Here is a 22,803-nt window from a genome sequence, read left to right on the forward strand (position 1 = left end):
TTTTAGGATAACGGTATGTCAATGAAACCGGTTATACACTTTGCACATGCCAATGGTGTGCCATCTATGGTGTATCAAAAATTGTTTGATCAATTAAAAGATGAGTATGACGTAATTTATGTTCCACTCATTGGTCCTGACAAACGTTATCCTGTGACTAACCATTGGCCTGCTTTGGTTGATCAAGTTATTGATAGTATTGTGCGTCAGGCGAAAGGACGTAAAGTCATCGGATTAGGCCATTCTCTTGGTTCGGTTTTAACATTGATGGCATCTTTTCGACGTCCTGAACTGTTTTCTCAAGTCATTATGTTAGATCCGCCTCTTATTTTAGGGCGATATTCATTTGCTTTTCATATGGCAAAATTATTTCGTCCTAAATTGGTTGATGCGATGACACCGGCGGGCTTATCTGCACGTCGTCGTGAACATTGGGAATCGAGAGAGCAGGCTGCTGAGTTACTTCGTCCTAAAGGATTTTATAAAGATTTTGATGAGGATTGTTTTCAGGCTTATATTGATTATGCTTTGAAAGAAGATTCGATTCGCGGTGGAGTAACTTTAACGATTTCTCGTGAAGATGAAGTTGCAATTTTCCGTAAAAATCCTTCTTGGTGGTGGCTGCCTATGCCAAAACCTAAGATGCCTGTGCATTTAGTGGTGGGTAAAGGAAGTGATTTCTTAAAAAGAGGCTTTCCTCAAATGGCAAAGCGAAAAATGGGAATCCCATTTACTGTGGTTGAAGGGGGCCATATGTTCCCTCTAGAGCATCCTATTGATACAGTAAATTCTATAAAGAAATTGATTCATCATTAATTAAATTAATTTAAAGCTTATAAAAAAAGGACATGCCAGCATGTCCTTTTTTTATTTTTGTTTGTTAGTAAAATACTTTACCAACTTGCAAAACGAATAGGGTCTTTTAGAACTTGATTACGGAAATAGGCTTGCCCATCTTTCCATGTAAGTTGACCGTTACACAGCCACTCTGCAACTTGTGGGTAGATAAAGTGCTCAAGTGTGTGCACTCGATCTGCTAATGAAGCGGTAGTATCATGTTCTTTAACTGATATAGCTGATTGGGCAATAGATTGACCAGAATCCAGTTCAGCAGTTACAAAGTGTACGGTACAACCATGTAAACGATCACCTGTGTTTAAAACACGTTGATGAGTATTCACACCTTTGTAAGCTGGAAGAAGCGAGGGATGTATATTCAGCATTTTCCCTTGCCATTTGTTGACAAAGGTTGGTGTTAAGATACGCATGAAGCCAGCTAAAATAACTACATCTACTTCCCAAGCTAAGAGTTGCTGATGCATTGCCTCATCAAAAACTTCGCGCGTTGGAAAGTCTTTATGGGAGATAACCGCCGTAGCAATATTGGCTTTTTGAGCACGCTCTAGGGCATAAGCATTTGCTTTATTAGACAGTACACCTACAATTTGCCCTGATAGATTTGCATCTATCAAGGCCTGTAAATTACTGCCATTCCCAGAGACTAGAACAGCAATTTTTATCATGCAAAGATCACACGAATTTTTTCGTCTGCACCTTCCACTGACTCAGAATTTTCTTGGATATGTCCAATTTTCCAAGCTTTTTCGCCTTGAGCATTAAGTAGTTCAATTGTTTTTTCAGCATCATTTGCATCAACAGCAATAACCATACCTACACCACAGTTAAATGTACGGTACATTTCAAAGCGTTCTACATTGCCTTCGCGTTGTAGAAGTTGGAACAATTCAGGCCATTCCCAAGAAGATTCATCAATAACCGCTTGAGCACCATTTGGCAATACACGAGGTAAGTTACCTGGTAAACCACCACCAGTAATGTGCGCCATAGCATGAACATCAACTTGTTTGCAGAGTTCAAGAACTGGTTTTACATAAATACGAGTTGGTTCCATTGCTACATCAGCAAGCGGGCGACCATCAATCGTTTGAGTTAAATCAACGTTTTTAACGTCTAAAATTTTACGTAGTAATGAGTAACCATTCGAGTGAGCACCACTTGATGCAACACCGATAAGTACGTCACCAGACTTTACTTTAGAGCCATCAATAATTTTGCTTTGCTCAACAACACCAACGGCAAAACCAGCAAGGTCGTAATCTTCGCCTTCGTACATGCCTGGCATTTCCGCGGTTTCACCACCTACAAGTGCGCAACCTGCAAGCTCACAACCTTTACCAATACCAGTAACAACATTTGCAGCAACGTCAACATTTAAGTGACCAGTCGCGTAATAATCAAGGAAGAATAATGGTTCTGCGCCACAAACTAAAAGGTCGTTTACGCACATAGCCACAAGGTCTTGGCCGATTGTGTCATGACGATTGAGATTAAGGGCCAAACGTAATTTAGTTCCTACACCATCGGTTCCAGAAACTAAAACAGGCTCTTCATAACCTTTAGGAATTTTGCATAGTGCACCAAAGCCACCAAGCCCGCCCATTACTTCAGGACGACTTGTACGTTTAGCGACTGACTTGATACGATCGACCAGTGCGTCGCCCGCTTCAATGTCGACACCCGCATCTTTGTAGCTTAAACCGGTATTTGGGGTAGAAGTTGAGTTGCTCATAAATGAAGTCTCCGCATTGGCGGCAGATTATAACCTGAATATACGAAACTCTTATGTTATTTATGCTCGAAAATGCTATCTTTAATAAAAATATTTTTTCATTTATAACGATTAAATCAAAAAAGGCTAGATTTTATGCAAGATCGTATACTGCGCCGTATTTTTTTACTCGCAGGTATTGTATTGCTGGTATGGGTGTTGTACTTACTCAAGCCTGTAGTCATTCCTTTTATCGGTGCTTTTTTCCTGGCTTATTTATTCAGTCCACTTGTTGATGTGCTGGTAAAAATGAAATTGCCTCGCTGGTTAGCAATTAGCGTGGTATTTGTTGGAATAGGTGTAACCTTAACTATTGCACTCTGGTATTTAGTTCCACTGATTTGGAAACAATTAGTTTATGCCCGAGATAGTATTCCAGCAGGTATTCACTGGATTAACGCTACCTTTTTACCTTGGGTGTCTTCCACATTTAATGTCCAGCAAATGGAAATTGACACAGAGCAGTTGTCTAAAGCTGTCATGGAATATGTCCAAACAAACTATAGCGCAGACAGCATTCAGGCAGTGTTATTAAAACTGGCTCAATCTGGTTTGAATTTTATTCAGATTGGTGGGACAGTTGTTTTAATTCCAATTATTGCCTTCTATTTCTTGCTTGATTGGGAACGTATGTTACAAAACTTACGCCGTCTCATTCCGCGTCCATATGAAGCAACTACTTTACAGATCGTTGGTGAATGTCATAGCGTTTTAGGGGCATTTGTTAAAGGTCAGTTTCTTGTCATGCTCTTGCTTGGCGTAGTATATGCAGTTGGTTTACAACTCATCGGTTTGGAAGTTGGCCTTATTATTGGTATGGTCGCAGGGCTTGCTAGTATTATTCCTTATTTAGGATTTGCCGTAGGTATTATTGCCGCTGTTATTGCCAGCCTGTTCCAGTTTGGATTAGATTGGATGCATCTATTACTGGTTGGTATCGTCTTTATGATTGGCCAAGCGGTAGAAGGCTATATCCTACAGCCATTCCTACTGGGTGATAAAATTGGCTTATCTCCTGTAGCAGTTGTTTTTGCAGTATTGGCAGGTGCACAACTTGCAGGCTTCTTGGGAATGTTAATTGCATTGCCTGTTGCTGCGGTTATTGTAGTGTTGTTGAAGCATTTAAGAGAGAATTACGAAAGAAGCTCACTTTATGCTCCACCATCTACATTAGTGATCCAACATGGCGATATTGAGCAAATTCATGTACAAACCGAAAGCACTAAGCTTGATCTTGAAGTTAAAACACAGCAAGATACAGATGAACTAAAATCTCCTAACCAGAAATAATTTCAAGGTTAATTCAATATATGCGTCAACTCCAACTGGATATAGAACCTCAACTTGATGCCCGAATCAGTGATTTTTCGGGACCGGGTTGGGGGCATGTAGTCGATGCCGTGCGTCAACTACATGCTGGTCTGGTGAGTAGGTTCTATATTTACGGTGGAGCGGGGACGGGGAAGAGTCATTTACTTTCTGCAATTTGTGATTCTTATTTAGAAATAGGCAAATCTGCTATTAAAGTATCTTTGCTCGAACTGCTTGATGCACCTATTGAGGCAATTACCTCTTTAGAACATTATGATCTTGTTGCTTTGGATGATATTGAATCGATTAGTGGTGTGCCTCACTGGCAGAAAGCTGTTTTTCATTTAATGAATAATCACGAAGGACAACTGGTGTTTTCGTCGCGTGTAGCACCGATTGAATTAAAGCTGGAATTACCAGACCTACAATCACGACTTACACAAGCCGTTAGTGTAAAAGTGCCAAGTGGAAGTCTATATGCAGACCGCTATGCCTTGGTGACATCTGTAATGGCTAGACGGGGTATTCACTTTGACCAACAAATTGTTGATTACTTATTATTACATGGTCCTCACCAAGCATCTCTTTTACTGCAAACTGTTGCTCAGTTAGAAAAACTACTCAAAGGTGAAAAAACAAAACTTTCTAATGCGACTTTAAGACAAATTTATGCTTTGATTGATGAGTATCAACAGTAGAGTTTCTAGCTTAAATTTGCTGTTTTGCTTAAATTAAACTCATACAATTTAAAAAATGGCTTTCCCTACATAAGTTTTTTTCATTTCAGAAAAGCTATATTTATAACTTATAAATTCTTTTTTAATTTTTTAATACGACAATTTTTTGTATTTAAAAAACTTTTTTAGGTCTACGAAGCTTTTTGTAATCTAGCTCAAAAATGACTCTACAGACCGACCAAAATGTCTTGAGAAATTCTACTTCCTGTGACAAAGTACGCACAAAGGATGCGATTGCAAAAGCGGAAATTTTGCAATATTGACAAAGAAAAATGAAAAAAGATGTAAGGAGATGGGTATGCTCAAACGGAGCATTGCTTTTGCTTTATTGGCTGCTGCTGGACACGCTTATTCTGCCGATATTCAAGTCACAACTACAACTGATGAAGACGTCGATAACACGGTCTGTTCATTACGCGAGGCTGTCGAACTTTTAAATAAACTTAATTCAAGCGATTCTAAGGTTGTTGCGTCTGTAAAAGATGGTTATCGTGGCTGTGCTAGTGGTGACTCAAATAATATTATTTTGCAAAGAGATAAAGAGTACACACTTAATGAAAAAATAAAGATAACAGCTCCTCTGACAATTAGTACTGCTAAAAATGATTCTACGCTAGTTGATACCGATCAACCAGGTTCGCATAACGCTACAATAAAAATGATTGGTACTGATCAGTTATTTAAAATTGATGATGAAAGTATTGAAAAAGCATCAATTTCTGTTTCGCTAACTGATCTTAATTTACAAGGTGCGGGTTTAAAATTTAAAGCCGTCACTGGTGGTTTGATTGATAATCATGAAATATTGAAAATTCAAAACTCTCGTTTAATTGATGGATACGCAGCTCAAGGGGGAGCAATTTATAATAGAGGATTGGTCACGAAAAGTGGCCAGACCTATGGGTTCGTCACAATTACCAATACTCTTATTCAAAATAATAAAGCAACAGAAGGTGGAGTAATTTATAGTGAGCAGCCTTTGTATTTGATCACGCAGTCTGTGATTCGAGACAATGAAGTTAGTTCTGCTGCTGGATCACTTTTCTTCAGTGCAAATAAATTTGATGATGAAAGTACAGGGGGATATTTAAGCCAGCGTTCTACCGGTCTGAGTAACAGTACTTTTTTTCATAATAAAGTAGGTTTTATTGCAAATGTTCAAGATGGGATGTTTGTTAATAACATTACGATGATTAAAAATGATAAAGGATTATTTCTAGATGCTCCCCAAGGTAATGCTTCTATTTCAAATAGTGTTTTAGTTGGAAATACGATCAACTGCCAGGCTACTAGTGCCGATAAAGCAATTATACAAAGTAATTTGGTGACAACAGAATGTAATAGAAATGCGACCTCTAAGCTCCCTAATATTCTTTATCCTGCTAATGAAAAATTAATAGCAGGTAGTACAGATGAGGGAGTATGCGATGTAACAGCGAAAGAAGGTTTATTTTGTCCTTTTAACACTCCTAAAGATAGTTTTTTAGGTTTTTTTAAGCCTCGACTTTTAGAAAGTTATAATACTTTAGCTGACTCCTTAATTATTAATAAAGGTCGTTTATATAGTGACGGCACTTCAGTCGGATTAGCAAGCTGTGAAAGTGTTGATCAACGTGGGAAAAAACGTAGCGGTTATGATGAGCTATGTGATCTTGGAGCGATTGAATATATTTTAGATACTGAGATATCCTCAGTAGGTCAAGATATTAGATATGGCCAAGTTGCAAAATTTAATATTCTTGGTTCTCTAAGTGAAGCAGATTTAGTGACTCCAGCTACGTGTAAGCGATTGTTTGGCGAGCGAGCTGATGGAAAAGAATGGCAACCAGGATGCCTTAGAATTAAACAAAGTACAGACACACCAGTTTCTAAAGGCAATATAACTTTAGATCAAAATGGAAATGTAATTTATACACCAAATGGGAACTGGCATGGCGCGGATATTTTTAGTATTCAGGTTGTTACGAGTGTGTCTCGATTTAATGAAGGCGTAGAGTTTCAATATATCACTATCCCGACAAGAATTGTTCAGGATCCTTTATCTGGAATTGAAGACAAATCTGTCAGTACCGGAGGTGGAGGTAGTGTTGGTGGGGCCTTTATTTTAAGTTTATTAGGTTTAATTGCTTTACGCCGTTTCAAGTCATAATCAGGGATGAGACTATGAAAAATTATAAAAAGGCATTATTAGCGTTAGCTGTGCTTGCAAATATGCCACTTTTTGCTGATACCACAAATAAAAGAATTGAGGTCACAACTTTTGCTGATGAAGATGGTGAAAATACGAACGCATGTTCATTAAGAGAAGCTATTAAAGTTGCAGAAACTCGTAAATCCGCTTATGGGTGTACTGTATTTAGCCTCGATACTGATCAGGTAATTCAGTTAAAAGCTGGAACTTATACTTTAAATAAAGAATTGGTGCCCAATGCTAATATTTCTATTTATGGCTATGGTGAACGTGAAGAAGATAAAATTTGGTCAGAAAAGAATGTTTTAACAAATGACTATCCTGCTCTACCAGAACTTAAAACACGTATTAATGCTGCGGGCAAGTCGCGTATATTTAACACAGCGGAAAATCAAAAAGCTCTATTCCTGCAAAATATTATTATAGAAAATGGTATAGCTTCAAATCAAGGTGGGGCTATTTATGCGGGTGGTAATGTTACATTATTAAATTCTCAAATTTTAAACTCTCAAGCTCCAAAAGGTGGAGCTGTTTTTCTTGGTGGTAGCGGAGTAAATTTATCAATAACTCATTCCCTCTTGCAAGGCAATCAAGCAAGTACTGGTAGCGTGTTAGCTATGAGTTGTAAAAATGGTACTGAGTATGCCAAACGAGAGGTTACTCTTACATCCTCAAGTATTATCAAGAATGGTTCGAGCAATTCTGCTAGTACATTTGAATTTTGTGGCGAGCCGAAAGCTACTTTTACAATTAATACAATTGCTCAAAATATTGCCAGCACTGTAAATGGGGTTATTTTAAAATTTACAGGAGATGCGATTCCTAGTAATACAACAAATCCATCAACTATTTTAAGTGGTGGAAGTAGTTTAAAGCTACAAAATAACACTATTGTTGAAAATAACGCACATACAACTTTCCTATATGACAGTTTAGGTGGGAAAGAATTGAATTTTAATATAATTGGATACAATCCAGTTGGATATGCTTGTCGATATTTAGCAGGCTCAGCAGCTGATTTGAAGAACTCAGGTCTTAGATTATCTTTTAATGCACTAAATTTAAGTAATAATACTGATAAATGTGATTTACCAACAGAGGTACTTTCGTCAGCTAATAAGACAATTGATATTTCAGGTGTTCCATTTAACTCTTTACTTGAGCGCCATGAAAAAGCTGCAGCAGTAACTGGTTTTTTACCACTTTATTTTCCATTGGTAGCTGCTGGAAAAGAAGATTTAATAGATGTAGACCCTGAGGGTAAAGCTATATGCGCTGATATAGATCAACGTGGTTTAGCTCGACTCCCAACTAATAAACTATATTATCAGCCCGATAACATTGCTCGTAATAGCTGTGATATAGGTTCAGTAGAACTAATGAAATTAACTGCTGGTGATTTAAGAGGTTTAGGCAACAGCTCTCTCACTACTTTACTTGAGGGATACCAAACCCAGTATGATACTGCAGAAAAAAATCTCACTAATCCACTTTATTCATATTTGTGGAATGTCTTAAAAATAGATTTGGCAAATTATAAAAATCTTCTTGATCAAACTAAAGCAAATGCAAAATACCGAGCGATCTATATTGATTTGAAGGCAAATGGCTTACCTTTGCCAAATGAAGATAGTAGCCATCTTCTAAAGTTTTTTAATAGTACGGACTATAATATTAATCTTGAATCTGTTGGAACAGGATTGATAGATGACAAAGTTGCAAGCACGGAAAAAGACGATAAACTTTTTTGTGAGTGGAATAGTGCTTTACAGCAAATTATATTCTATCGATCGGATGATATTACTACTCAAGCTGGTGACTACAACTATTGTAAATATACGATTAGTAGTAAAGATGGTTCTACTCAATCATCTGGTCTTTTAGAAGCACGATTTGATAATGTTGCACCTGTAGCAAGTGATAGTAAAGTTGTATTCCAATATTTAGCAAATGAAATAATTCCATTAAATTTACTTAAATACGCAAATGATGATGGAGATGGTCCAGCTAATACACTTATTACAAAGCCTAATAAACCTCAGTTTGCAGACTTGCCTATATATTTGCCAAGTAAAACTTCAAAAGATGGAATTTTTACAGTAGTTAAGGCAGATAGAGAAGGCCCTTGTCCAGGTGAAGATAAGGATAATACTTGTTATGGTGGTAATATTTATATTCAAGCTAAAAATAGTTTTAATAACTTCAATGATACATTAACTTATTACGTATATGATGCTGATAATAAAATTTCAAATGCAGGTACTATCAGTTTAGTGAGTAGTAATACTACTGCTGGAGGTGGTAATAGTGGAGGCGGTGGTGGCAGCTTGGGAATTTTATCTTTAGCATCGTTACTTGGTTTAGCAGCTTATAGACGCTATCGTAAATAAACTCAAAGAATAAAAAAAGCCTCCAATTGGAGGCTTTTTATAAGAAATAAAATCAAAATAATTAAGTGATTAGATGCCTTATCTTTGATAGCCAAATAAGAACTTAGTGTTCTAAATACTTGTTCATGTATTCTTCACGAATTGCTGTTCTTTCTTCACCATTCGCTTTAAGCATCCGCTCACGTAAGTCTTTTCGCTCTTGCGTACTCATTTTTTGCCATGCTTCACGCATTTTTTGTTTTTCAGCTTCAGGAAGTTGAGTAAACCAGTCCATGCGTTGCTGTAAGTTGGTGCTTTGATTCGCTGGTAGCTCTTTTAAACTCTGGTAACGTTTAATGACTGCACGTTGCTCTTCTTCGGAAAGGGCATCCCATGTGTCATCGACTTGTGCATTGGCATCTTTAGAAAAAATCCAAAAGCGTTCAAAACCTGCAAAACTTGTCTGCAAGAAACTTAATGAACACAGGATAAGCGCTAATTTTTTAGCTGCCATGTTGTACTTTATCCTCACCCAACACCATTAACATCTCTAAATCTTCCACCATTTGTGGAGATAATTTAGGATTTACGATCACTTGATTTTGTGGCTTATCCACAATCTCGACTGAGTTAGGCAGAATCACAAAACCTGTAATTGCTGCGGCAAGTGCGAAACCAGTCATTTTCCAGACACTATAATAAGAGGCTGGTTTTTGTTGAATATGGTCAAGCACATGATTCATGACCACTGTTTTATTTTTATGGTGATCTGCCAAACTATCAAGTTTGGATATCACCTTTTTAGTGAAATCATCATGATTCATCAGAACCTCCCAAGGGATTTAAATGTGCCAAATATTCTCTAAGTCCCTGAATTGCTCGGTGATAATGGGTTTTCACACTACCTTCGGTACAGTTCATGATCTGAGCTGTTGTATGGGTGTCAAACCCTTCCCACGCACGTAACATAAATGCCTGTTGTTGACGAACAGGTAGTTTTTCAATCGCTTCCCTAATTTCCTCTATCGTTACCGCTTGATCGAGAAAATCTGCAGGATTAATGGCTTTTTCATCAACTACATCGATAACTTCGTCGTCGTCATTATCCAGACTAACTTTTTTGAAGAATGAAAATGGGTTTGCTCTACGAGCTTCTTTGCGGCGCCAATCCTGAAGTTTGTTATTCAAAATAGTGTAAAACAGGGGATACCATTCTTCAGTACTTTTATCGGCATAAGATTTGTGTAAAGCAATAAATGCTTCTTGAACCAAATCCATCGCAATACCTTGTTGACCTTGGGTAGCACTCTCCATCATCACCAAAGCACGACCAGTAACATCTTGCATAAAAACTTTCAGGCGTTGCTCAGCCGTGCTGGCATGAGCACTAGATGTTTCCGATCGAGACTTTTTCGGTGCTAAATCCATGGAGATGGAAAATCCTGTCATTGGACATACCCACCTTATCTTCAATATATCTCTTATATAACGTTGAAAAGAGGTGGGAGGTTGACAACAATCGGTTATTTTTTACTAGTGTAATTGATTTTTTTCACAAATATGTGCGATGTAAAATAAATTAACGTTTTATTGGCGTTGGCGGACCATCTCAAAAAAACAAATAGATCCTGCAATTGCCACGTTTAATGACTCTTGTCCACCTGGTTGAGGAATAGTCACTGATTGTGCGTGATCTAATGCATACTCACTAGCGCCTTGACCTTCATTTCCTAAAATCCACACACACGGTTTAGAAAGGTCTTTTGAGTAAAGACTAGTTGAGCGATGAGAGCTAGTAACAAAAACCGGGATTTGAAATTTTGGAAGGATATCTGTCAGCTGGAAGTTTTCAAAACAATGTAAGCTAAAATGAGCGCCCATACCTGCTCTTAAAACTCGTGGTGACCAAAGTGATGCAGAGCCTTGTGTGCAAATGATTTGTTTAATATTTGCTGCTGCTGCTGAACGTAGCAAAGTACCTACATTACCCGGATCTTGAATATTTTCTAGAATTAAGGTGTCTACATTGTAGTCGATGGTTGATGCAGTTTTAGGTAGATCAATAATCGCTAAACAAGGTAAGCTTGTACCTAATGTGCTTAAATCTCTATATAAAACTTCACTAATAACAAAGATATGGCCTTGATGTAGTTCTGTTATTTTCTTTAAATCTTCGTGTTCTAATGCTTGTTCTGTAGTAAATAAAGAAAAAATCTTTTTTTGCTGTTGTAACCAAGCCAAGCAAAGATGTGTGCCTTCAAGAACGGTTTGTTGGTGCTTTTTTCGGGCGTTACTGAGTTCGATTAATCCACGCAAATGTTTAATTTTTGCATTGTCTTTTGATTCTAAAAAAATAACCGCCATAAGAAAATATCCAACAAAAGGGCACCATCATACTATGATGCCCTAAGTAATTAAAATTATTAGTGATAGCTTGTTACGCGTTCAACTTCATTTTTAGAACCAATGATTACAGGTACACGTTGGTGAAGTTCTGTAGGTTCAATCTCTAGAATGCGTACACGGCCAGTAGTTGATGCACCGCCTGCTTGTTCAATGAGCATACTCATTGGGTTCGCTTCATACATTAAACGTAAACGACCAGCTTTTTTCGGATCTTTTAAGTCGTATGGGTAAAGGAAAATACCACTACGACATAAAATACGGTGAATATCACCCACCATACATGCTACCCAGCGCATATTGAAATCTTTTTCACGAACAGATGTCTTGCCCGCGAGTAATTCATCAATATATTGTTTTACGGGTTGTTCCCAATGACGTTGGTTAGATGCATTAATAGCGAATTCTTGAGTATCTGCTGCAACCTGTACATTCTCATTAGTAAGCAAGAAGGTTTGAGTTTCTGGATCTAAAGTAAAGAATGCTACGCCATTTCCTACAGTTAAAGCCATCATAGTTGATGGACCATAAAGCACATAACCAGCAGCAACTTGCTGTGTACCAGCTTGCATGAAATCGTTTGCTTGTGTTACTGCATTTTTTGCAGGCAAAATAGAGAAAATCGTACCTACACACATATTAATATCGATATTACTTGAGCCATCTAATGGATCAAATAAAACGAGGTATTTACCATTTTCTTGTGCAGGTGTGAACTCATCAAGCTCTTCAGAAGCGAGACCGCCTACGTGCGGGTGTATTTTTAAAGCATCAATTAAGTAGTCATTCGAAATCACATCAAGTTTTTTCTGTGTTTCGCCTTGAACATTTTCATTGCCAGCACTACCTAAAATACCAGCGAGTGCACCTTTTTGTAATGCTTGGTCGATTGTTTTACAGGTCGCGGCAATAGTATCGATGACTTGAGCCAACTCAGGTGTTAGATTCCCTTTTTGTTGTTGTAAAAATTGGGACAAAGTGAGGTTGGACATAAAAAAACGCTCCTGTGCTTCAAGCATCAAAATGAGTCAGATAAATACGTGGCATATTCTAGATGAGAATGTCACAAAATAAAAATTATCTTACTTTATTTGTGTTGGATTTATGCTTACAAGGCCCAATTAAAATGGTATGTTGATTGCATTACAAAGGATTGTATATTTTTAGGAGAATCGAAATGACAACAAAGAAGTTTGATGCGACCCCCACGGCAGGTGAACCAATCAATCTAGATGAAATTTCGAAAGAAAATGTTCAGGAAGCTTGGAAAGACTACGAGGCAAAACCTGAATATAAAGATTTTAATAAGCATGATTTGATTGAGTCCATGCAACATCCTGAAGAAGAAAAGAAATCTTCTTAAGTAATAAAAAAACGCTCATATTATTATGAGCGTTTTTTTATGCATATCCCTTATTTTAATAAAGGAGGGACTGCTTCGTAATTAATCTCAACGCGGCGATTTTCTTTCCACGCTGATTCATCATGTCCCGCATTAACAGGAGCTTCTTTACCATAACTTACAGCTTCAAGTTGCTGCGGGTTTACACCATTGGTAATTAAATAGCTTTGTACAGCTTTAGCACGACGTTCACCTAAAGCCATGTTGTATTCACGTGTACCACGTTCATCTGTATGGCCTGTTAATGCAACTTTTGAATTTGCATTTGCGATAAGGAACTGAGCATGAGCTTGAAGTGTTTGGTAGTCTTCAGTAGATAAATCGCTGCTGTCATAATCAAAGTGAACAACGCGTTTAGCCAAAGCCGCTTTATTTGCTTCAGTTACACCTTTAGATGAAGCACCTGCCAAATTTTGAGCATTTAATGCAGCATCTTCACTTAAACCAGAAGTGTTTACCGTGCTTGGATTTGTACCAGTCGTGGTCGTCGCTGCAGGTTTACGGCTAGCACAGCCTGTCATTACGAGTGCTACGCTAAGAAAGGGTAGAGCTAAATATTTAATTGATTTCATGATCATCTCCGTCAATGGAATTAAAAGTTATTTTGGTGCCCAGGCTGGTTCACGTACTTCACCTTGTTCGCTTGGTAAATTCATACGGAAACGTCCATCAGTAGACATAATAGACAACAAGCCACGGTTGCCTTCACGAGTTGCGTAGACCACCATTTGCCCATTTGGTGAGAAACTTGGTGATTCATCTAAACTAGTTGGGGTAAGAATATTGGTGATGCCAGTATTAATGTCTTGAATTGCAACTTTATAACTGCTGCCACTTGGGCGATGAACAAGTGCAATCTTTTTGCCATCTGCACTCAGAGTTCCACGTGCATTAAATGACCCTTTAAATGTCAAACGCTTTACTGAGCCATCAGCAAAGGTGTAACGATAAATTTGGGCAGAGCCACCACGGTCAGAAGTGAAAATAAAGGATTTTCCATCTGGTGTATAACGTGCTTCGGTATCAATTGCCGAGTCATTTGTCATGCGTTTGACTTGGCGAGTTGATAAATCCATTTGATAGATTTCAGGGTTGCCATTCATAGATGCTGTAAACAGCATTGATTGGCCATCTGGTGAGAAACTTGGTGCGCCGTTTAGACCTCGGAAACTGGTAAGAACTTCACGTGTTCCAGTTGATAAATCCTGTAAATAAATTGCTGGACGTTTAGTTTCAAAAGAAACATAAGCAATTTTTTTGGCATCTGGTGTCCATGCCGGAGAAAGAATTGGATCACGAGATGATAAAACGGTCTTTGGTTGTTCACCATCCGTATCTGCAATTTGTAGTGTATAACGCTCGGCAGGTGTTGCAGGGTTTCTTAGTACATATGCAATACGGCCACTAAAGTCACCTGGAATACCAGTAAGCGCTTGATAAATAGCATCACTTACCATATGGCCAGCCTGGCGTATGCGTGCAGTTGGTACATTTAAAAGTTCATTTAAAATGTATTGTTGCTTTTGTACATCATAAAGTTGGTAGTGAACTTCAAAACCTGTCGCTGTTTGTTTAATTTGTCCAGTAACTACATATGGAATACCAGCAGTTTGCCAGTCAGAAGCTTGAATCTGATTGATAGCAGCATTGGCAGGCAAATTTTTAGATGAGCTTGTAAAGCGCCCAGAACGGTTTAAGTCTGTTTCAACAATAGGATAGAGCCCATTGTCATTGGTAAACGGGACAATAGCAATTTTGGGTGCCTGATCTGGAGCTTTAGCAATTTCCAGATATAACTGGGCAAAAGCAGTTGTAGAAGCAATAGGGCTTAAGGCTGTGATCAGTGCTAAAGATAGCAGGTGTTTGCGGCTCGTATTCATAAGTTTAAAGTCATAGCAGGTATTTTTGTGACTGTTGATTTTGTAGCATAGTTACATGCCTTAAACTATTTAAAGCATGTAACTCTTTCAAAATTATTGCGCTCTAAATGTAGAGCTGACACTTCTTGCTTCACGTCTTGCATCTGGATCTGATGGCATAGGATATGGTGCTGCGGCTTGAATTGCAGCTTTAATACTTGCGTCTAAGGCATCATCACCACTTGAACGCGTGATCACAATAGAGTTAACGCTTCCCGAATCGGAGAGAGTGAAGCGAACACCAACTGTTTTACCACTACTGCCAGTTGGAACGTCCCAAGAGCGTCGAATTTTTTGTTCAAAATCGCGTCTAGCTGAAGAAGCAACTTTTTTAGCTTCAGCTTTCTTTTGAGCTGCTTCTTCTTGTGCTTTTTGAGCAGATGCAGCTTTGGCTTCGGCCTCTGCTTCAGCTTTACGCTTAGCATCGTCAGCAGCTTTTTGCTTGGCTTTAGCATCAGCCTCAGCTTTGCGTTTAGCATCGTCAGCAGCCTTTTGCTGTTTGGCTTTCGCATCGGCCTCAGCTTTACGTTTAGCATCGTCAGCAGCCTTTTGCTGTTTAGCTTTTGCATCGGCATCAGCTTTACGTTTAGCCTCGTCATTGGCTTTTTGTTGCTTAGCTTTTGCATCGGCCTCAGCTTTGCGTTTAGCTTCCTCAGCTTTTTGTTGCTTAGCTTTAGCATCTGCTTCAGCTTTACGTTTAGCATCATCTGCAGCTTTTTGCTGTTTGGCTTTAGCAGCAGCTTCAGCTTTGCGTTTAGCGTCATCGGCAGCTTTTTGTTGCTTGGCTTTAGCATCTGCTTCAGCTTTTCGCTTAGCTTCTTGTTGTGCTTGAAGCTTAGCATTTTCGGCCTTTTGAGCTTCACGTTTTAATTTTGCATCAGCCTCAGCTTTACGTTTAGCGTCTTCAGCAGCTTTACGAGCTTCACTTTGCTCTTGCTTAGCTTTGGCATCTGCTTGAGCTTTTGCCGTTTGTTCGGCCTTACGCTTTTGTTCGGCTTCTGATTTTGCTTTAGCTTTAGCCTGCTGTTTTTGTATTTCCTCTTTACGTTGCTGTTCCGCTGCTTGTTTCATTTTTGCAGCTTCTTCAGCTTTACGTTTTTGCTCAGCTAACTTAGCTTGTTGTGCCTGTTCGGCCTTTTGCTGTTGGGCAGCAAGTTGTTGAGCTGTTGGAGGAGGAGGCGTAGTCGGAAGATTTTGAGGAAGCGTTTCATCCACAACAGGGGCTAATACCTCTTTTGCTTCATTGGTAGCTGTAGTCTCTTGTTCAACTTCTTTTGCTAAAGGAGGAGGCAAATCTTCTGGCTTAACTAAAATAGTTGTAAGCTTTTTTGGCTGTTCAGGTGGTTTACTCAAGCCTAAAAAAAGCAAGCCAACAATGGCAATTGCATGAACTCCGAGTGTAAAGCTCAATGCAATCGCATTTTGTTTAAAGGGCGGCTTTTGATTTTTGTTCATAGCTTATTTTAAAGGCTCTGTCAGAAGGCCAACTTGAGTTAAACCTGCTTCTTGTAAACTCGCCATCAATGATACGACTTCTCCATAAGGACGAGACTTATCACCATTGACTAAAACTGTGAGTTGTTTATTTTCTTGTTCAGCTTGTTTTTGAGCATCGCTTAAAACTTCTTCAAGCTTTTCACGAGATAATGGTTCATTATCTTTGTAATCTTCATACTGAAGATAAATATTGCCATCTTTGCCAATTGTTACCATGGCTGGCATATCTTTTGATTCAATTGGATGGTTATTTGCTTGAGGTAAATCGACCTTGATACCACTGGTAATCATAGGGGCAGTTACCATAAAAATAACCAAAAGCACGAGCATAACGTCAATATAAGGTACGACGTTCATATCACTTTTTAATGGTTTTTTTATGCGCTCAAAGCGCCCTGAACGCTGAATTGCCATTATGCATCTTCCTGTGATGAACCCACAGATTGACGTTGCAATAAAGCAATCATCTCTTCAGCAAATAAAGCGCGATCAGAATAAACACTTTCACTTTTAGCAGTGAAGTGGTTAAAAGCTAATACAGCAGGAATTGCGGCAAACAAACCAATTGCAGTTGCAATAAGTGCTTCGGCAATACCCGGTGCAACAGTTGCTAGAGTTACCTGATCGACCGCAGCTAAACCGATAAAGGCATTCATAATACCCCAAACAGTACCGAATAGACCGATGTACGGTGCTACAGAACCGATACTTGCTAAAGTACCTAAGCCGTATTCTAAATGGCTCTGATCACGACTCAAACCTACACGCAAAATACGTTCAGTGCCTTCTATTGTTTGTGAAACAGGAGCCTGACGCTTTTTGAGTTTAAAAAATTCGCTCAACCCTTGATAAAAAATATCTTCAAGCCCAGAGCGCTTTGAGTTGAGTTGGGCATTGTTATAAAGTGTATTGAGTTCAGCACCAGACCAGAACATTTTTTGGAAATGTTCATCGTCTTGATGTGCTTTTTTATAACTCATATGTAACTTGGCAATCAGATACCAACTAAAGATCGATGCTAACAATAAAATTAGCATGACCAACTGAACGACTGGACTTGCTTGTAAAATAAGGTCAGAAATATGCAGGGTTGATTCAATGTTTGTTGCCATAGGTTACATATGCCGGTTGTTTTTTTAGTCTTGTTCCAATTCTTTACGAATAAGATCACGTATTTCTTCTGGAAGACGACGAGCTACAAGTTCTTTACTTAAACATGCCAACTCAACCTCGCCAGAAGCAAGCAAGATTTCACCACGATAAATATTTTGTTGCAACACAAATGACGCAGCTTTACATGAAACTACACGTGCTGTAACAGTAATTAAATCATCCATTAAAATAGGACGCATGTATTTTACGTCAATTTTGTGTACGACAAAGTTGTAGTCTTTTTGATGCCAGTAATGATCAACGCCAGAAGCACGGAGCCATTCAGTACGGGTACGTTCCATATAGCGAATATGGTTGGCATGGTAAACAATACCACCTGCGTCCGTATCTTCAATATAAACACGAATGTTGAATTCAAAATGATTCGCCATGAGAGTATTCCGTTTTAGTTCACTATAGAGCTTTATATTTAAAATATGGCTTTGAATAAAACATCAGCTCTATTCAACAGCCATACATCTGCTTTTAAATACGGGGCAGTTTAGCAGATTGCATACTAAGTCCTATGGCACAACCTTTCAATTGCGGTTGCTGTATTTCTAATCTAAAAACGCTATATCTTATGGCTAGCAAGCTTTTTAAGTTAAGAGGGCTTCCATGAAGTTTGAACTTGTTTTGATATATTCGGATAATCTAATACGAATCTTACATGTAGCTCGGTCCCAGTTTTTAAAGCCTTGTTATCTACAATAAAATAAGGGCTATGATTTGGTGCCGCCTGAGTTAAGTCCTGATTTTCTGGTGTTGCACCCAAGAAAACAAAGAATGATGGCATTAACTTGCCATAATAGGCAAAATCTTCACTTGCGCTTGCATTATGATCTAAAACATGGAGTTTTGAATCGCCAACAACTTTGGCCAGGGTTGGCTGAATAAATTGAGTGAGCGCTTTGTCGTTCATGGTTACTGGAGCGTAAGGAGCAATTTCAACTTTGGCGGTCACGTCATTGGCTTGAGCGTTATGCTCTATCATGGCAGGTAAACTTTTTAAGATATTTGCCCGTATCTGTTCGTTATTAGAACGAATAGTACCGATCATATTGACCTGTTCAGGAATCACATTTCCTGCCGTACCCCCTTGAATGTTACCGATGCTGACAACGCCCATGCCTTGGGTGAGATCAGTTCTTCGACTAATAAGGCTCTGTAAATTATTAATCATTTGTGCCGATGCATAAATCGGATCTCTACCTAACCAAGGGGTTGAGCCGTGAACCTGCTTGCCGTTGACCTGAATACGCAAGTGATCTGCACTATTTAAAATGGCACCATCTTTATAATAAAGGTGCCCACTTTGCATACCAGATATGACATGCATTCCAAAAATAGCCTCGGGTTTATAATCTCTAAATGCGCCATCTGTGATCATTTTTCTTGAGCCGATTTGATCACCTTGCGTAAAGTTGTCTATATCTGCTCCCCCTTCTTCAGCGGGTTGAAAAACAAAGACAACGGTACCCGATATTTTATCTTTATTCGCAGCCAGAATTTTTGCTGCACCTAATAACATTGCTGTGTGTGCATCATGTCCACAGGCATGCATCACATAAGTTTCTTTACCTTGATAAATTGCTTTTTGTTTACTCGCAAAGGGAACACCACTTTTTTCTTCCATAGGTAGTGCATCCATATCGGCTCTAAGTGCAATAATAGGGCCGGGTTTATTCCCTTTTAAAATACCAATAACGCCTGTTTTCGCATAACCTGTTTTGACTTGAATGCCATAGGACTTTAATTCTTTTTGAACTAGTGCAGATGTTTTAAATTCCATATTGCCAAGTTCAGGATGCTCATGAATATGTTGTCTTAATTGAATTACCTGATTTTCATTTTGTTGTGCAGCATCTTTTACCCAATCTGCTAGGCTCAGCTGGCTCATTAAAGCGAGTGGAAAAATCAAAGCGGCTTTTTTGTACATATCCTTATCCTAAAAATATTATTGTTCATAAGATTTGCTATCTAGATTTCTTATAATTCAGTTTTTAAAAATATTAAAAAATCAATAAGGTATAAAGAAAGACTTAAAAGGTATAGAGTGACTAATTTATTGATAAGACAATTATTATTTTAATTGGATAGAGAGATTAAATTAAAAAAGGAAGAGAAAATTCTCTTCCTTTGATTAGTTTTTAGGCTCGGGTGGTGTCATTCCAAACTGTAAATAAGATTGGTTGGTTGCAATCCGACCTCGTGCAGTACGCATGACATAACCTTGTTGAATTAAATAAGGTTCAATCACGTCTTCAAGCGTACCGCTGTCTTCAGCCATCGCTGCTGCAAGCGCTTCAACTCCAGCAGGGCCACCATCAAAACGCTCGAGTAACATGCTCAAATAACGTCGGTCTAGGGTATCTAGGCCAGCTTTATCAACATTGAGCATATCAAGCGCACGCTGTGCCATTTCATGGGTCACTTCGCCTGTGCCTTTCACTTGGGCATAGTCACGAACACGTCGTAATAAACGGTTGGCGATACGAGGTGTTCCGCGTGATCGGCGTGCTACTTCTTCTGCGCCTTCAACTGTAATGGGTACATCCATTAAGTTTGCAGAGCGCGACACAATGTGAGTCAAGTCTTCTACAGAGTAAAACTCAAGACGTTGCACAATACCGAAGCGGTCACGTAATGGTGAGGTCAGTAAGCCCGCACGTGTGGTCGCAGCGACGAGTGTAAAAGGGGGTAAATCGAGTTTAATTGAACGAGCAGCAGGGCCTTCACCAATCATGATGTCGAGTTGGTAATCTTCCATCGCTGGATACAGAATTTCTTCAATCACCGGTGAAAGACGATGAATTTCATCAATAAATAAAACATCGCCTTCTTCAAGGTTAGTCAGCATTGCCGCTAAATCGCCTGCACGTTCCAAGACAGGCCCTGAAGTCGATTTGAGGTTGCCACCCATTTCACGTGCAATAATATTAGCTAGTGTGGTTTTACCTAAGCCGGGCGGACCAAAAATCAGTGTGTGGTCGAGAGCTTCACCACGACCACGAGCAGCGCCAATGAAAATTTCCATTTGCTCGCGTACGACTGGTTGCCCAATATAGTCGGCAAGAGAAGTTGGGCGAATAGCCCGATCAAAATGATCTTCAGGTTTTTCTATTCCACTGATTAGACGGTCTTGCATAAGTGTTTTACTTCATCATGGATTTGAGAGCAGCGCGAATAATATCGGCTGATTCTGTGTAATCGGCTTTAACCGCAGCAACAGCTTTTTGTGCTTCAAGTGGCTTATAACCTAAAGATTGCAAAGCAGCTTCTGCTTCTGCAACAGGAGAGTTTGCAGCAAATTGAATTTGAGGCATGGTCGCCACAGTTGAAGTGCCTTGAGCCAATGTTTTGAAACGGTCACGGAGTTCAATCATTAAACGTTCAGCTGTTTTTTTGCCAACCCCTGGAACTTTGACCAGCGTATTAATATCATCATGTTCAATGGTGTGAACCAATAACTCAACACTTAGCGTCGATAAAATACCCAATGCCATTTTCGGACCGACACCGTTTACTTTTAATAAGGTGCGGAAAATTGTTTTCTCTTGAGCATCACTAAAACCGTAGAGTTGTTGAGCATCTTCACGAACAACCAAATGCGTCCATAACGTAACTTTCTGGCCTTTTTGTAATTGGCAAAATGTTGAAAGTGGCGTATCAATTTCATAACCCACACCGTTCACATTTAGTAAGACAGTAGGGGCTTCTAGGGCAAACACTTCGCCAATTAAACATCCGATCATAGCGTAATTTCACTTATTCATAACTGTAAATCTGGTCGTTCTAAAATGAATTGAAAACGACACTAGTTTTATTTCTTTCTATATCAAGCCAGCTTAAAACAAACCTATTTTATTGCCTTGTAGCTCTTGCGCCAAGCTATAAGCCTGATGATCTGAGAACTTACTGATAATATCGAGGACTTGCATGATATTGCTGTAGTGATTATTGCTAAAGTTAGCACCATATAGATTAAGGATAGACATTAAACGTTGTTCTTTAAAGCTTAAAGATTTATGCGGAGTTGTGAGTGGTACAAATGCATCTAAAATCGTTTGTAAACTTTGGTGCGCAATAATTTCTAAACCAGACTTCTGCGGGTGCTCAAAAATTTTATCACGTGCCAGATTTTTGGCAGTTTCGATACCAATTGCAATATCTGGCGAACAATATTGCAAAAGATTGCCTTTAAGCTGACCTGTAATGATTTCGTAGTGATTTTTGGCAAAAGCCGTAGTGACTTCATCAACAAGACGTTTCATAACGCGGCCGCGTAATGCTGAGATCTTTTGTTGCCATGTACTGTTTGGATGAGATAACTCTTCAGGTTGACCATAGTCGGCAATAAGATTTAGGAATATTGGTTCAACTTCTTGGTAACTCAGCATATTCAAGACAATGCCATCTTCTAAATCAATTAATGCATAGCAAATGTCATCAGCAGCTTCTAGCAGGTAGGTGAGTGGATGACGGCAATAATGATATTCACCGAGTTGAATCAGCCCGAGCTGTTCAGCAATCTGTTTTAAAATTTCTTTTTCAGACTGATAACAACCAAACTTTGCTCTTTGATGGGAAGGGCGGTCACCCTGCGAAGCAATTGTTTTTGAAAGCCATGGATATTTTAGATAAGCACCTAAAGTTGCATAAGTTAAACGCATACCGCCATCATTTGGATGATAGTCAATGCGACTTAATAAACGTAATCCTTGAGCATTACCTTCAAACTGACGTACATCGGCTTCTTCTTCGGGACTTAGTTTCTTTAAAAAATCATCATGTGAAGCATCATCGAACCATTCGCGAATTGCGTATTCACCCGCATGTCCGAAAGGGGGATTACCTATATCGTGGGCCAGACAAGCTGCCTGAATAATTGCCCCGACATCGGCAGGTGAAATCCAAACGGGTAATTCGTCTTTTATTTTTTCTGCGGCAAGCATGCCCATTGAGCGACCAATGCAGGAAACCTCAAGGGAGTGAGTTAAGCGGGTATGAATGCCATCATGCTGTGCTAGAGGGTGAACTTGCGTCTTACGGTTTAACTGACGAAAACTTTGAGAAAATATAATGCGGTCATAATCTTTATGGAATGGGCTACGAGCCAGTTCTGTACTACTTTTTTTGCTACCTAAACGAACTGCAGACAGCAGTTCTAACCAACGCATTTGTTCCATTTAT

Annotated in this window: 23 protein-coding genes; 6 read left to right on the plus strand and 17 right to left on the minus strand. The window is 39.0% G+C overall.

What is annotated here, in order from left to right:
• Positions 1–15 precede the first annotated feature (15 nt).
• Entirely contained in the window at positions 16–816 is an 801-nt protein-coding gene (locus MKL51_RS07710; protein WP_002118584.1) for an alpha/beta fold hydrolase, read from the plus strand.
• A gap of 77 nt (positions 817–893) precedes the next feature.
• Here MKL51_RS07710 and purN read toward each other — a convergent pair whose 3' ends face one another.
• Both purN and purM read right to left on the minus strand, forming a co-directional pair.
• Positions 894–1,523: a phosphoribosylglycinamide formyltransferase gene (gene purN, locus MKL51_RS07715; RefSeq protein WP_270904276.1), complete on the minus strand. Its 630-nt coding sequence runs from the start codon at positions 1,521–1,523 to the stop codon at positions 894–896.
• Complete coding sequence (purM, locus tag MKL51_RS07720; protein WP_002118876.1) at positions 1,520–2,590, minus strand: phosphoribosylformylglycinamidine cyclo-ligase; 1,071 nt, start codon at positions 2,588–2,590, stop codon at positions 1,520–1,522. The genes purN and purM overlap by 4 nt, the downstream gene beginning before the upstream one ends.
• 135 nt (positions 2,591–2,725) lie before the next feature.
• On the opposite strand from purM, the gene cxpE reads away from it, so the two are divergent.
• From cxpE to MKL51_RS07740, 4 genes are all read left to right on the plus strand, one after another.
• On the plus strand, positions 2,726–3,919 hold the full coding sequence (gene cxpE / locus MKL51_RS07725; RefSeq protein ID WP_002118385.1) for a chloramphenicol efflux transporter CxpE: 1,194 nt from the start codon (positions 2,726–2,728) through the stop codon (positions 3,917–3,919).
• 20 nt (positions 3,920–3,939) lie between these two features.
• Positions 3,940–4,638 carry a DnaA regulatory inactivator Hda gene (gene hda / locus MKL51_RS07730; protein ID WP_002118656.1) on the plus strand — a complete coding sequence of 233 codons (699 nt, stop codon included), beginning with the start codon at positions 3,940–3,942 and terminating at the stop codon, positions 4,636–4,638.
• A gap of 337 nt (positions 4,639–4,975) precedes the next feature.
• Positions 4,976–6,826, plus strand: a complete 1,851-nt coding sequence (gene rbtA / locus MKL51_RS07735; protein ID WP_032006977.1) for a rhombotarget A — start codon at positions 4,976–4,978, stop codon at positions 6,824–6,826.
• Between the two features lie 14 nt (positions 6,827–6,840).
• Positions 6,841–9,258, plus strand: a complete 2,418-nt coding sequence (locus tag MKL51_RS07740) for a CSLREA domain-containing protein (RefSeq protein WP_032006979.1) — start codon at positions 6,841–6,843, stop codon at positions 9,256–9,258.
• Between the two features lie 103 nt (positions 9,259–9,361).
• Here the strand turns inward: MKL51_RS07740 and MKL51_RS07745 are convergent, their stop codons facing one another.
• The 5 genes from MKL51_RS07745 to MKL51_RS07765 form a co-directional block, all read right to left on the minus strand.
• The gene (locus MKL51_RS07745; RefSeq protein WP_002118619.1) at positions 9,362–9,751 is read right to left on the minus strand and encodes a DUF3106 domain-containing protein; all 390 of its coding nucleotides are present in this window, start codon (positions 9,749–9,751) and stop codon (positions 9,362–9,364) included.
• On the minus strand, positions 9,741–10,061 hold the full coding sequence (locus tag MKL51_RS07750) for a hypothetical protein (protein ID WP_017399235.1): 321 nt from the start codon (positions 10,059–10,061) through the stop codon (positions 9,741–9,743). Before MKL51_RS07750 ends, MKL51_RS07745 begins: the two co-directional genes overlap by 11 nt.
• The gene (locus MKL51_RS07755; protein ID WP_002118814.1) at positions 10,051–10,665 is read right to left on the minus strand and encodes an RNA polymerase sigma factor; all 615 of its coding nucleotides are present in this window, start codon (positions 10,663–10,665) and stop codon (positions 10,051–10,053) included. The genes MKL51_RS07750 and MKL51_RS07755 overlap by 11 nt, the downstream gene beginning before the upstream one ends.
• A 159-nt stretch (positions 10,666–10,824) precedes the next feature.
• Entirely contained in the window at positions 10,825–11,601 is a 777-nt protein-coding gene (locus tag MKL51_RS07760; RefSeq protein WP_032006980.1) for a TrmH family RNA methyltransferase, read from the minus strand.
• A gap of 59 nt (positions 11,602–11,660) precedes the next feature.
• Positions 11,661–12,632: a class 1 fructose-bisphosphatase gene (locus tag MKL51_RS07765; RefSeq protein ID WP_032006981.1), complete on the minus strand. Its 972-nt coding sequence runs from the start codon at positions 12,630–12,632 to the stop codon at positions 11,661–11,663.
• A 185-nt stretch (positions 12,633–12,817) separates the two neighbouring features.
• Here MKL51_RS07765 and MKL51_RS07770 point away from each other — a divergent pair, with 185 nt between their 5' ends.
• The gene (locus tag MKL51_RS07770; protein WP_002118730.1) at positions 12,818–13,003 is read left to right on the plus strand and encodes an NF038105 family protein; all 186 of its coding nucleotides are present in this window, start codon (positions 12,818–12,820) and stop codon (positions 13,001–13,003) included.
• 50 nt (positions 13,004–13,053) lie between these two features.
• Here the strand turns inward: MKL51_RS07770 and pal are convergent, their stop codons facing one another.
• The 10 genes from pal to MKL51_RS07820 all read right to left on the minus strand — a co-directional run bounded on the left by pal (position 13,054) and on the right by MKL51_RS07820 (position 22,799).
• Complete coding sequence (pal, locus tag MKL51_RS07775; protein ID WP_002118513.1) at positions 13,054–13,614, minus strand: peptidoglycan-associated lipoprotein Pal; 561 nt, start codon at positions 13,612–13,614, stop codon at positions 13,054–13,056.
• Between the two features lie 27 nt (positions 13,615–13,641).
• Complete coding sequence (tolB, locus tag MKL51_RS07780) at positions 13,642–14,922, minus strand: Tol-Pal system beta propeller repeat protein TolB (RefSeq protein WP_032006982.1); 1,281 nt, start codon at positions 14,920–14,922, stop codon at positions 13,642–13,644.
• Between the two features lie 93 nt (positions 14,923–15,015).
• On the minus strand, positions 15,016–16,416 hold the full coding sequence (gene tolA, locus MKL51_RS07785; protein WP_032006983.1) for a cell envelope integrity protein TolA: 1,401 nt from the start codon (positions 16,414–16,416) through the stop codon (positions 15,016–15,018).
• Between the two features lie 3 nt (positions 16,417–16,419).
• Positions 16,420–16,872 (minus strand): protein TolR, encoded by a 453-nt coding sequence (gene tolR / locus MKL51_RS07790; RefSeq protein ID WP_005067772.1) that lies wholly within the window; start codon positions 16,870–16,872, stop codon positions 16,420–16,422.
• A complete protein-coding gene (tolQ, locus tag MKL51_RS07795) occupies positions 16,872–17,570 on the minus strand; it encodes a protein TolQ (RefSeq protein WP_016140259.1) in 699 nt (232 codons plus the stop codon). The genes tolR and tolQ overlap by 1 nt, the downstream gene beginning before the upstream one ends.
• A 24-nt stretch (positions 17,571–17,594) precedes the next feature.
• The gene (gene ybgC, locus MKL51_RS07800; RefSeq protein WP_004699892.1) at positions 17,595–18,002 is read right to left on the minus strand and encodes a tol-pal system-associated acyl-CoA thioesterase; all 408 of its coding nucleotides are present in this window, start codon (positions 18,000–18,002) and stop codon (positions 17,595–17,597) included.
• Between the two features lie 212 nt (positions 18,003–18,214).
• Entirely contained in the window at positions 18,215–19,549 is a 1,335-nt protein-coding gene (locus MKL51_RS07805) for a M20 family metallopeptidase (RefSeq protein WP_017385824.1), read from the minus strand.
• A 204-nt stretch (positions 19,550–19,753) separates the two neighbouring features.
• Complete coding sequence (gene ruvB / locus MKL51_RS07810; RefSeq protein ID WP_032006985.1) at positions 19,754–20,758, minus strand: Holliday junction branch migration DNA helicase RuvB; 1,005 nt, start codon at positions 20,756–20,758, stop codon at positions 19,754–19,756.
• A gap of 7 nt (positions 20,759–20,765) precedes the next feature.
• Entirely contained in the window at positions 20,766–21,365 is a 600-nt protein-coding gene (gene ruvA / locus MKL51_RS07815; RefSeq protein WP_002118762.1) for a Holliday junction branch migration protein RuvA, read from the minus strand.
• Positions 21,366–21,458: 93 nt separating this feature from the next.
• A complete protein-coding gene (locus tag MKL51_RS07820; protein ID WP_005067780.1) occupies positions 21,459–22,799 on the minus strand; it encodes a deoxyguanosinetriphosphate triphosphohydrolase in 1,341 nt (446 codons plus the stop codon).
• Between the last annotated feature and the right edge of the window lie 4 nt (positions 22,800–22,803).

The sequence above is a fragment of the Acinetobacter sp. AOR18_HL genome (assembly GCF_027855145.1).
Classification (GTDB): Bacteria; Pseudomonadota; Gammaproteobacteria; order Pseudomonadales; family Moraxellaceae; genus Acinetobacter; species Acinetobacter pittii.

What these genes read in the sequence shown, in the direction of transcription:
- MKL51_RS07710 (WP_002118584.1), top strand. Translation starts at nt 16, where the DNA reads ATGTCAATGAAACCGGTTATACACTTTGCACATGCCAATGGTGTGCCA.
- purN (WP_270904276.1), bottom strand. Translation starts at nt 1,523, where the DNA reads ATGATAAAAATTGCTGTTCTAGTCTCTGGGAATGGCAGTAATTTACAG.
- purM (WP_002118876.1), bottom strand. Translation starts at nt 2,590, where the DNA reads ATGAGCAACTCAACTTCTACCCCAAATACCGGTTTAAGCTACAAAGAT.
- cxpE (WP_002118385.1), top strand. Translation starts at nt 2,726, where the DNA reads ATGCAAGATCGTATACTGCGCCGTATTTTTTTACTCGCAGGTATTGTA.
- hda (WP_002118656.1), top strand. Translation starts at nt 3,940, where the DNA reads ATGCGTCAACTCCAACTGGATATAGAACCTCAACTTGATGCCCGAATC.
- rbtA (WP_032006977.1), top strand. Translation starts at nt 4,976, where the DNA reads ATGCTCAAACGGAGCATTGCTTTTGCTTTATTGGCTGCTGCTGGACAC.
- MKL51_RS07740 (WP_032006979.1), top strand. Translation starts at nt 6,841, where the DNA reads ATGAAAAATTATAAAAAGGCATTATTAGCGTTAGCTGTGCTTGCAAAT.
- MKL51_RS07745 (WP_002118619.1), bottom strand. Translation starts at nt 9,751, where the DNA reads ATGGCAGCTAAAAAATTAGCGCTTATCCTGTGTTCATTAAGTTTCTTG.
- MKL51_RS07750 (WP_017399235.1), bottom strand. Translation starts at nt 10,061, where the DNA reads ATGAATCATGATGATTTCACTAAAAAGGTGATATCCAAACTTGATAGT.
- MKL51_RS07755 (WP_002118814.1), bottom strand. Translation starts at nt 10,665, where the DNA reads ATGGATTTAGCACCGAAAAAGTCTCGATCGGAAACATCTAGTGCTCAT.
- MKL51_RS07760 (WP_032006980.1), bottom strand. Translation starts at nt 11,601, where the DNA reads ATGGCGGTTATTTTTTTAGAATCAAAAGACAATGCAAAAATTAAACAT.
- MKL51_RS07765 (WP_032006981.1), bottom strand. Translation starts at nt 12,632, where the DNA reads ATGTCCAACCTCACTTTGTCCCAATTTTTACAACAACAAAAAGGGAAT.
- MKL51_RS07770 (WP_002118730.1), top strand. Translation starts at nt 12,818, where the DNA reads ATGACAACAAAGAAGTTTGATGCGACCCCCACGGCAGGTGAACCAATC.
- pal (WP_002118513.1), bottom strand. Translation starts at nt 13,614, where the DNA reads ATGAAATCAATTAAATATTTAGCTCTACCCTTTCTTAGCGTAGCACTC.
- tolB (WP_032006982.1), bottom strand. Translation starts at nt 14,922, where the DNA reads ATGAATACGAGCCGCAAACACCTGCTATCTTTAGCACTGATCACAGCC.
- tolA (WP_032006983.1), bottom strand. Translation starts at nt 16,416, where the DNA reads ATGAACAAAAATCAAAAGCCGCCCTTTAAACAAAATGCGATTGCATTG.
- tolR (WP_005067772.1), bottom strand. Translation starts at nt 16,872, where the DNA reads ATGGCAATTCAGCGTTCAGGGCGCTTTGAGCGCATAAAAAAACCATTA.
- tolQ (WP_016140259.1), bottom strand. Translation starts at nt 17,570, where the DNA reads ATGGCAACAAACATTGAATCAACCCTGCATATTTCTGACCTTATTTTA.
- ybgC (WP_004699892.1), bottom strand. Translation starts at nt 18,002, where the DNA reads ATGGCGAATCATTTTGAATTCAACATTCGTGTTTATATTGAAGATACG.
- MKL51_RS07805 (WP_017385824.1), bottom strand. Translation starts at nt 19,549, where the DNA reads ATGTACAAAAAAGCCGCTTTGATTTTTCCACTCGCTTTAATGAGCCAG.
- ruvB (WP_032006985.1), bottom strand. Translation starts at nt 20,758, where the DNA reads ATGCAAGACCGTCTAATCAGTGGAATAGAAAAACCTGAAGATCATTTT.
- ruvA (WP_002118762.1), bottom strand. Translation starts at nt 21,365, where the DNA reads ATGATCGGATGTTTAATTGGCGAAGTGTTTGCCCTAGAAGCCCCTACT.
- MKL51_RS07820 (WP_005067780.1), bottom strand. Translation starts at nt 22,799, where the DNA reads ATGGAACAAATGCGTTGGTTAGAACTGCTGTCTGCAGTTCGTTTAGGT.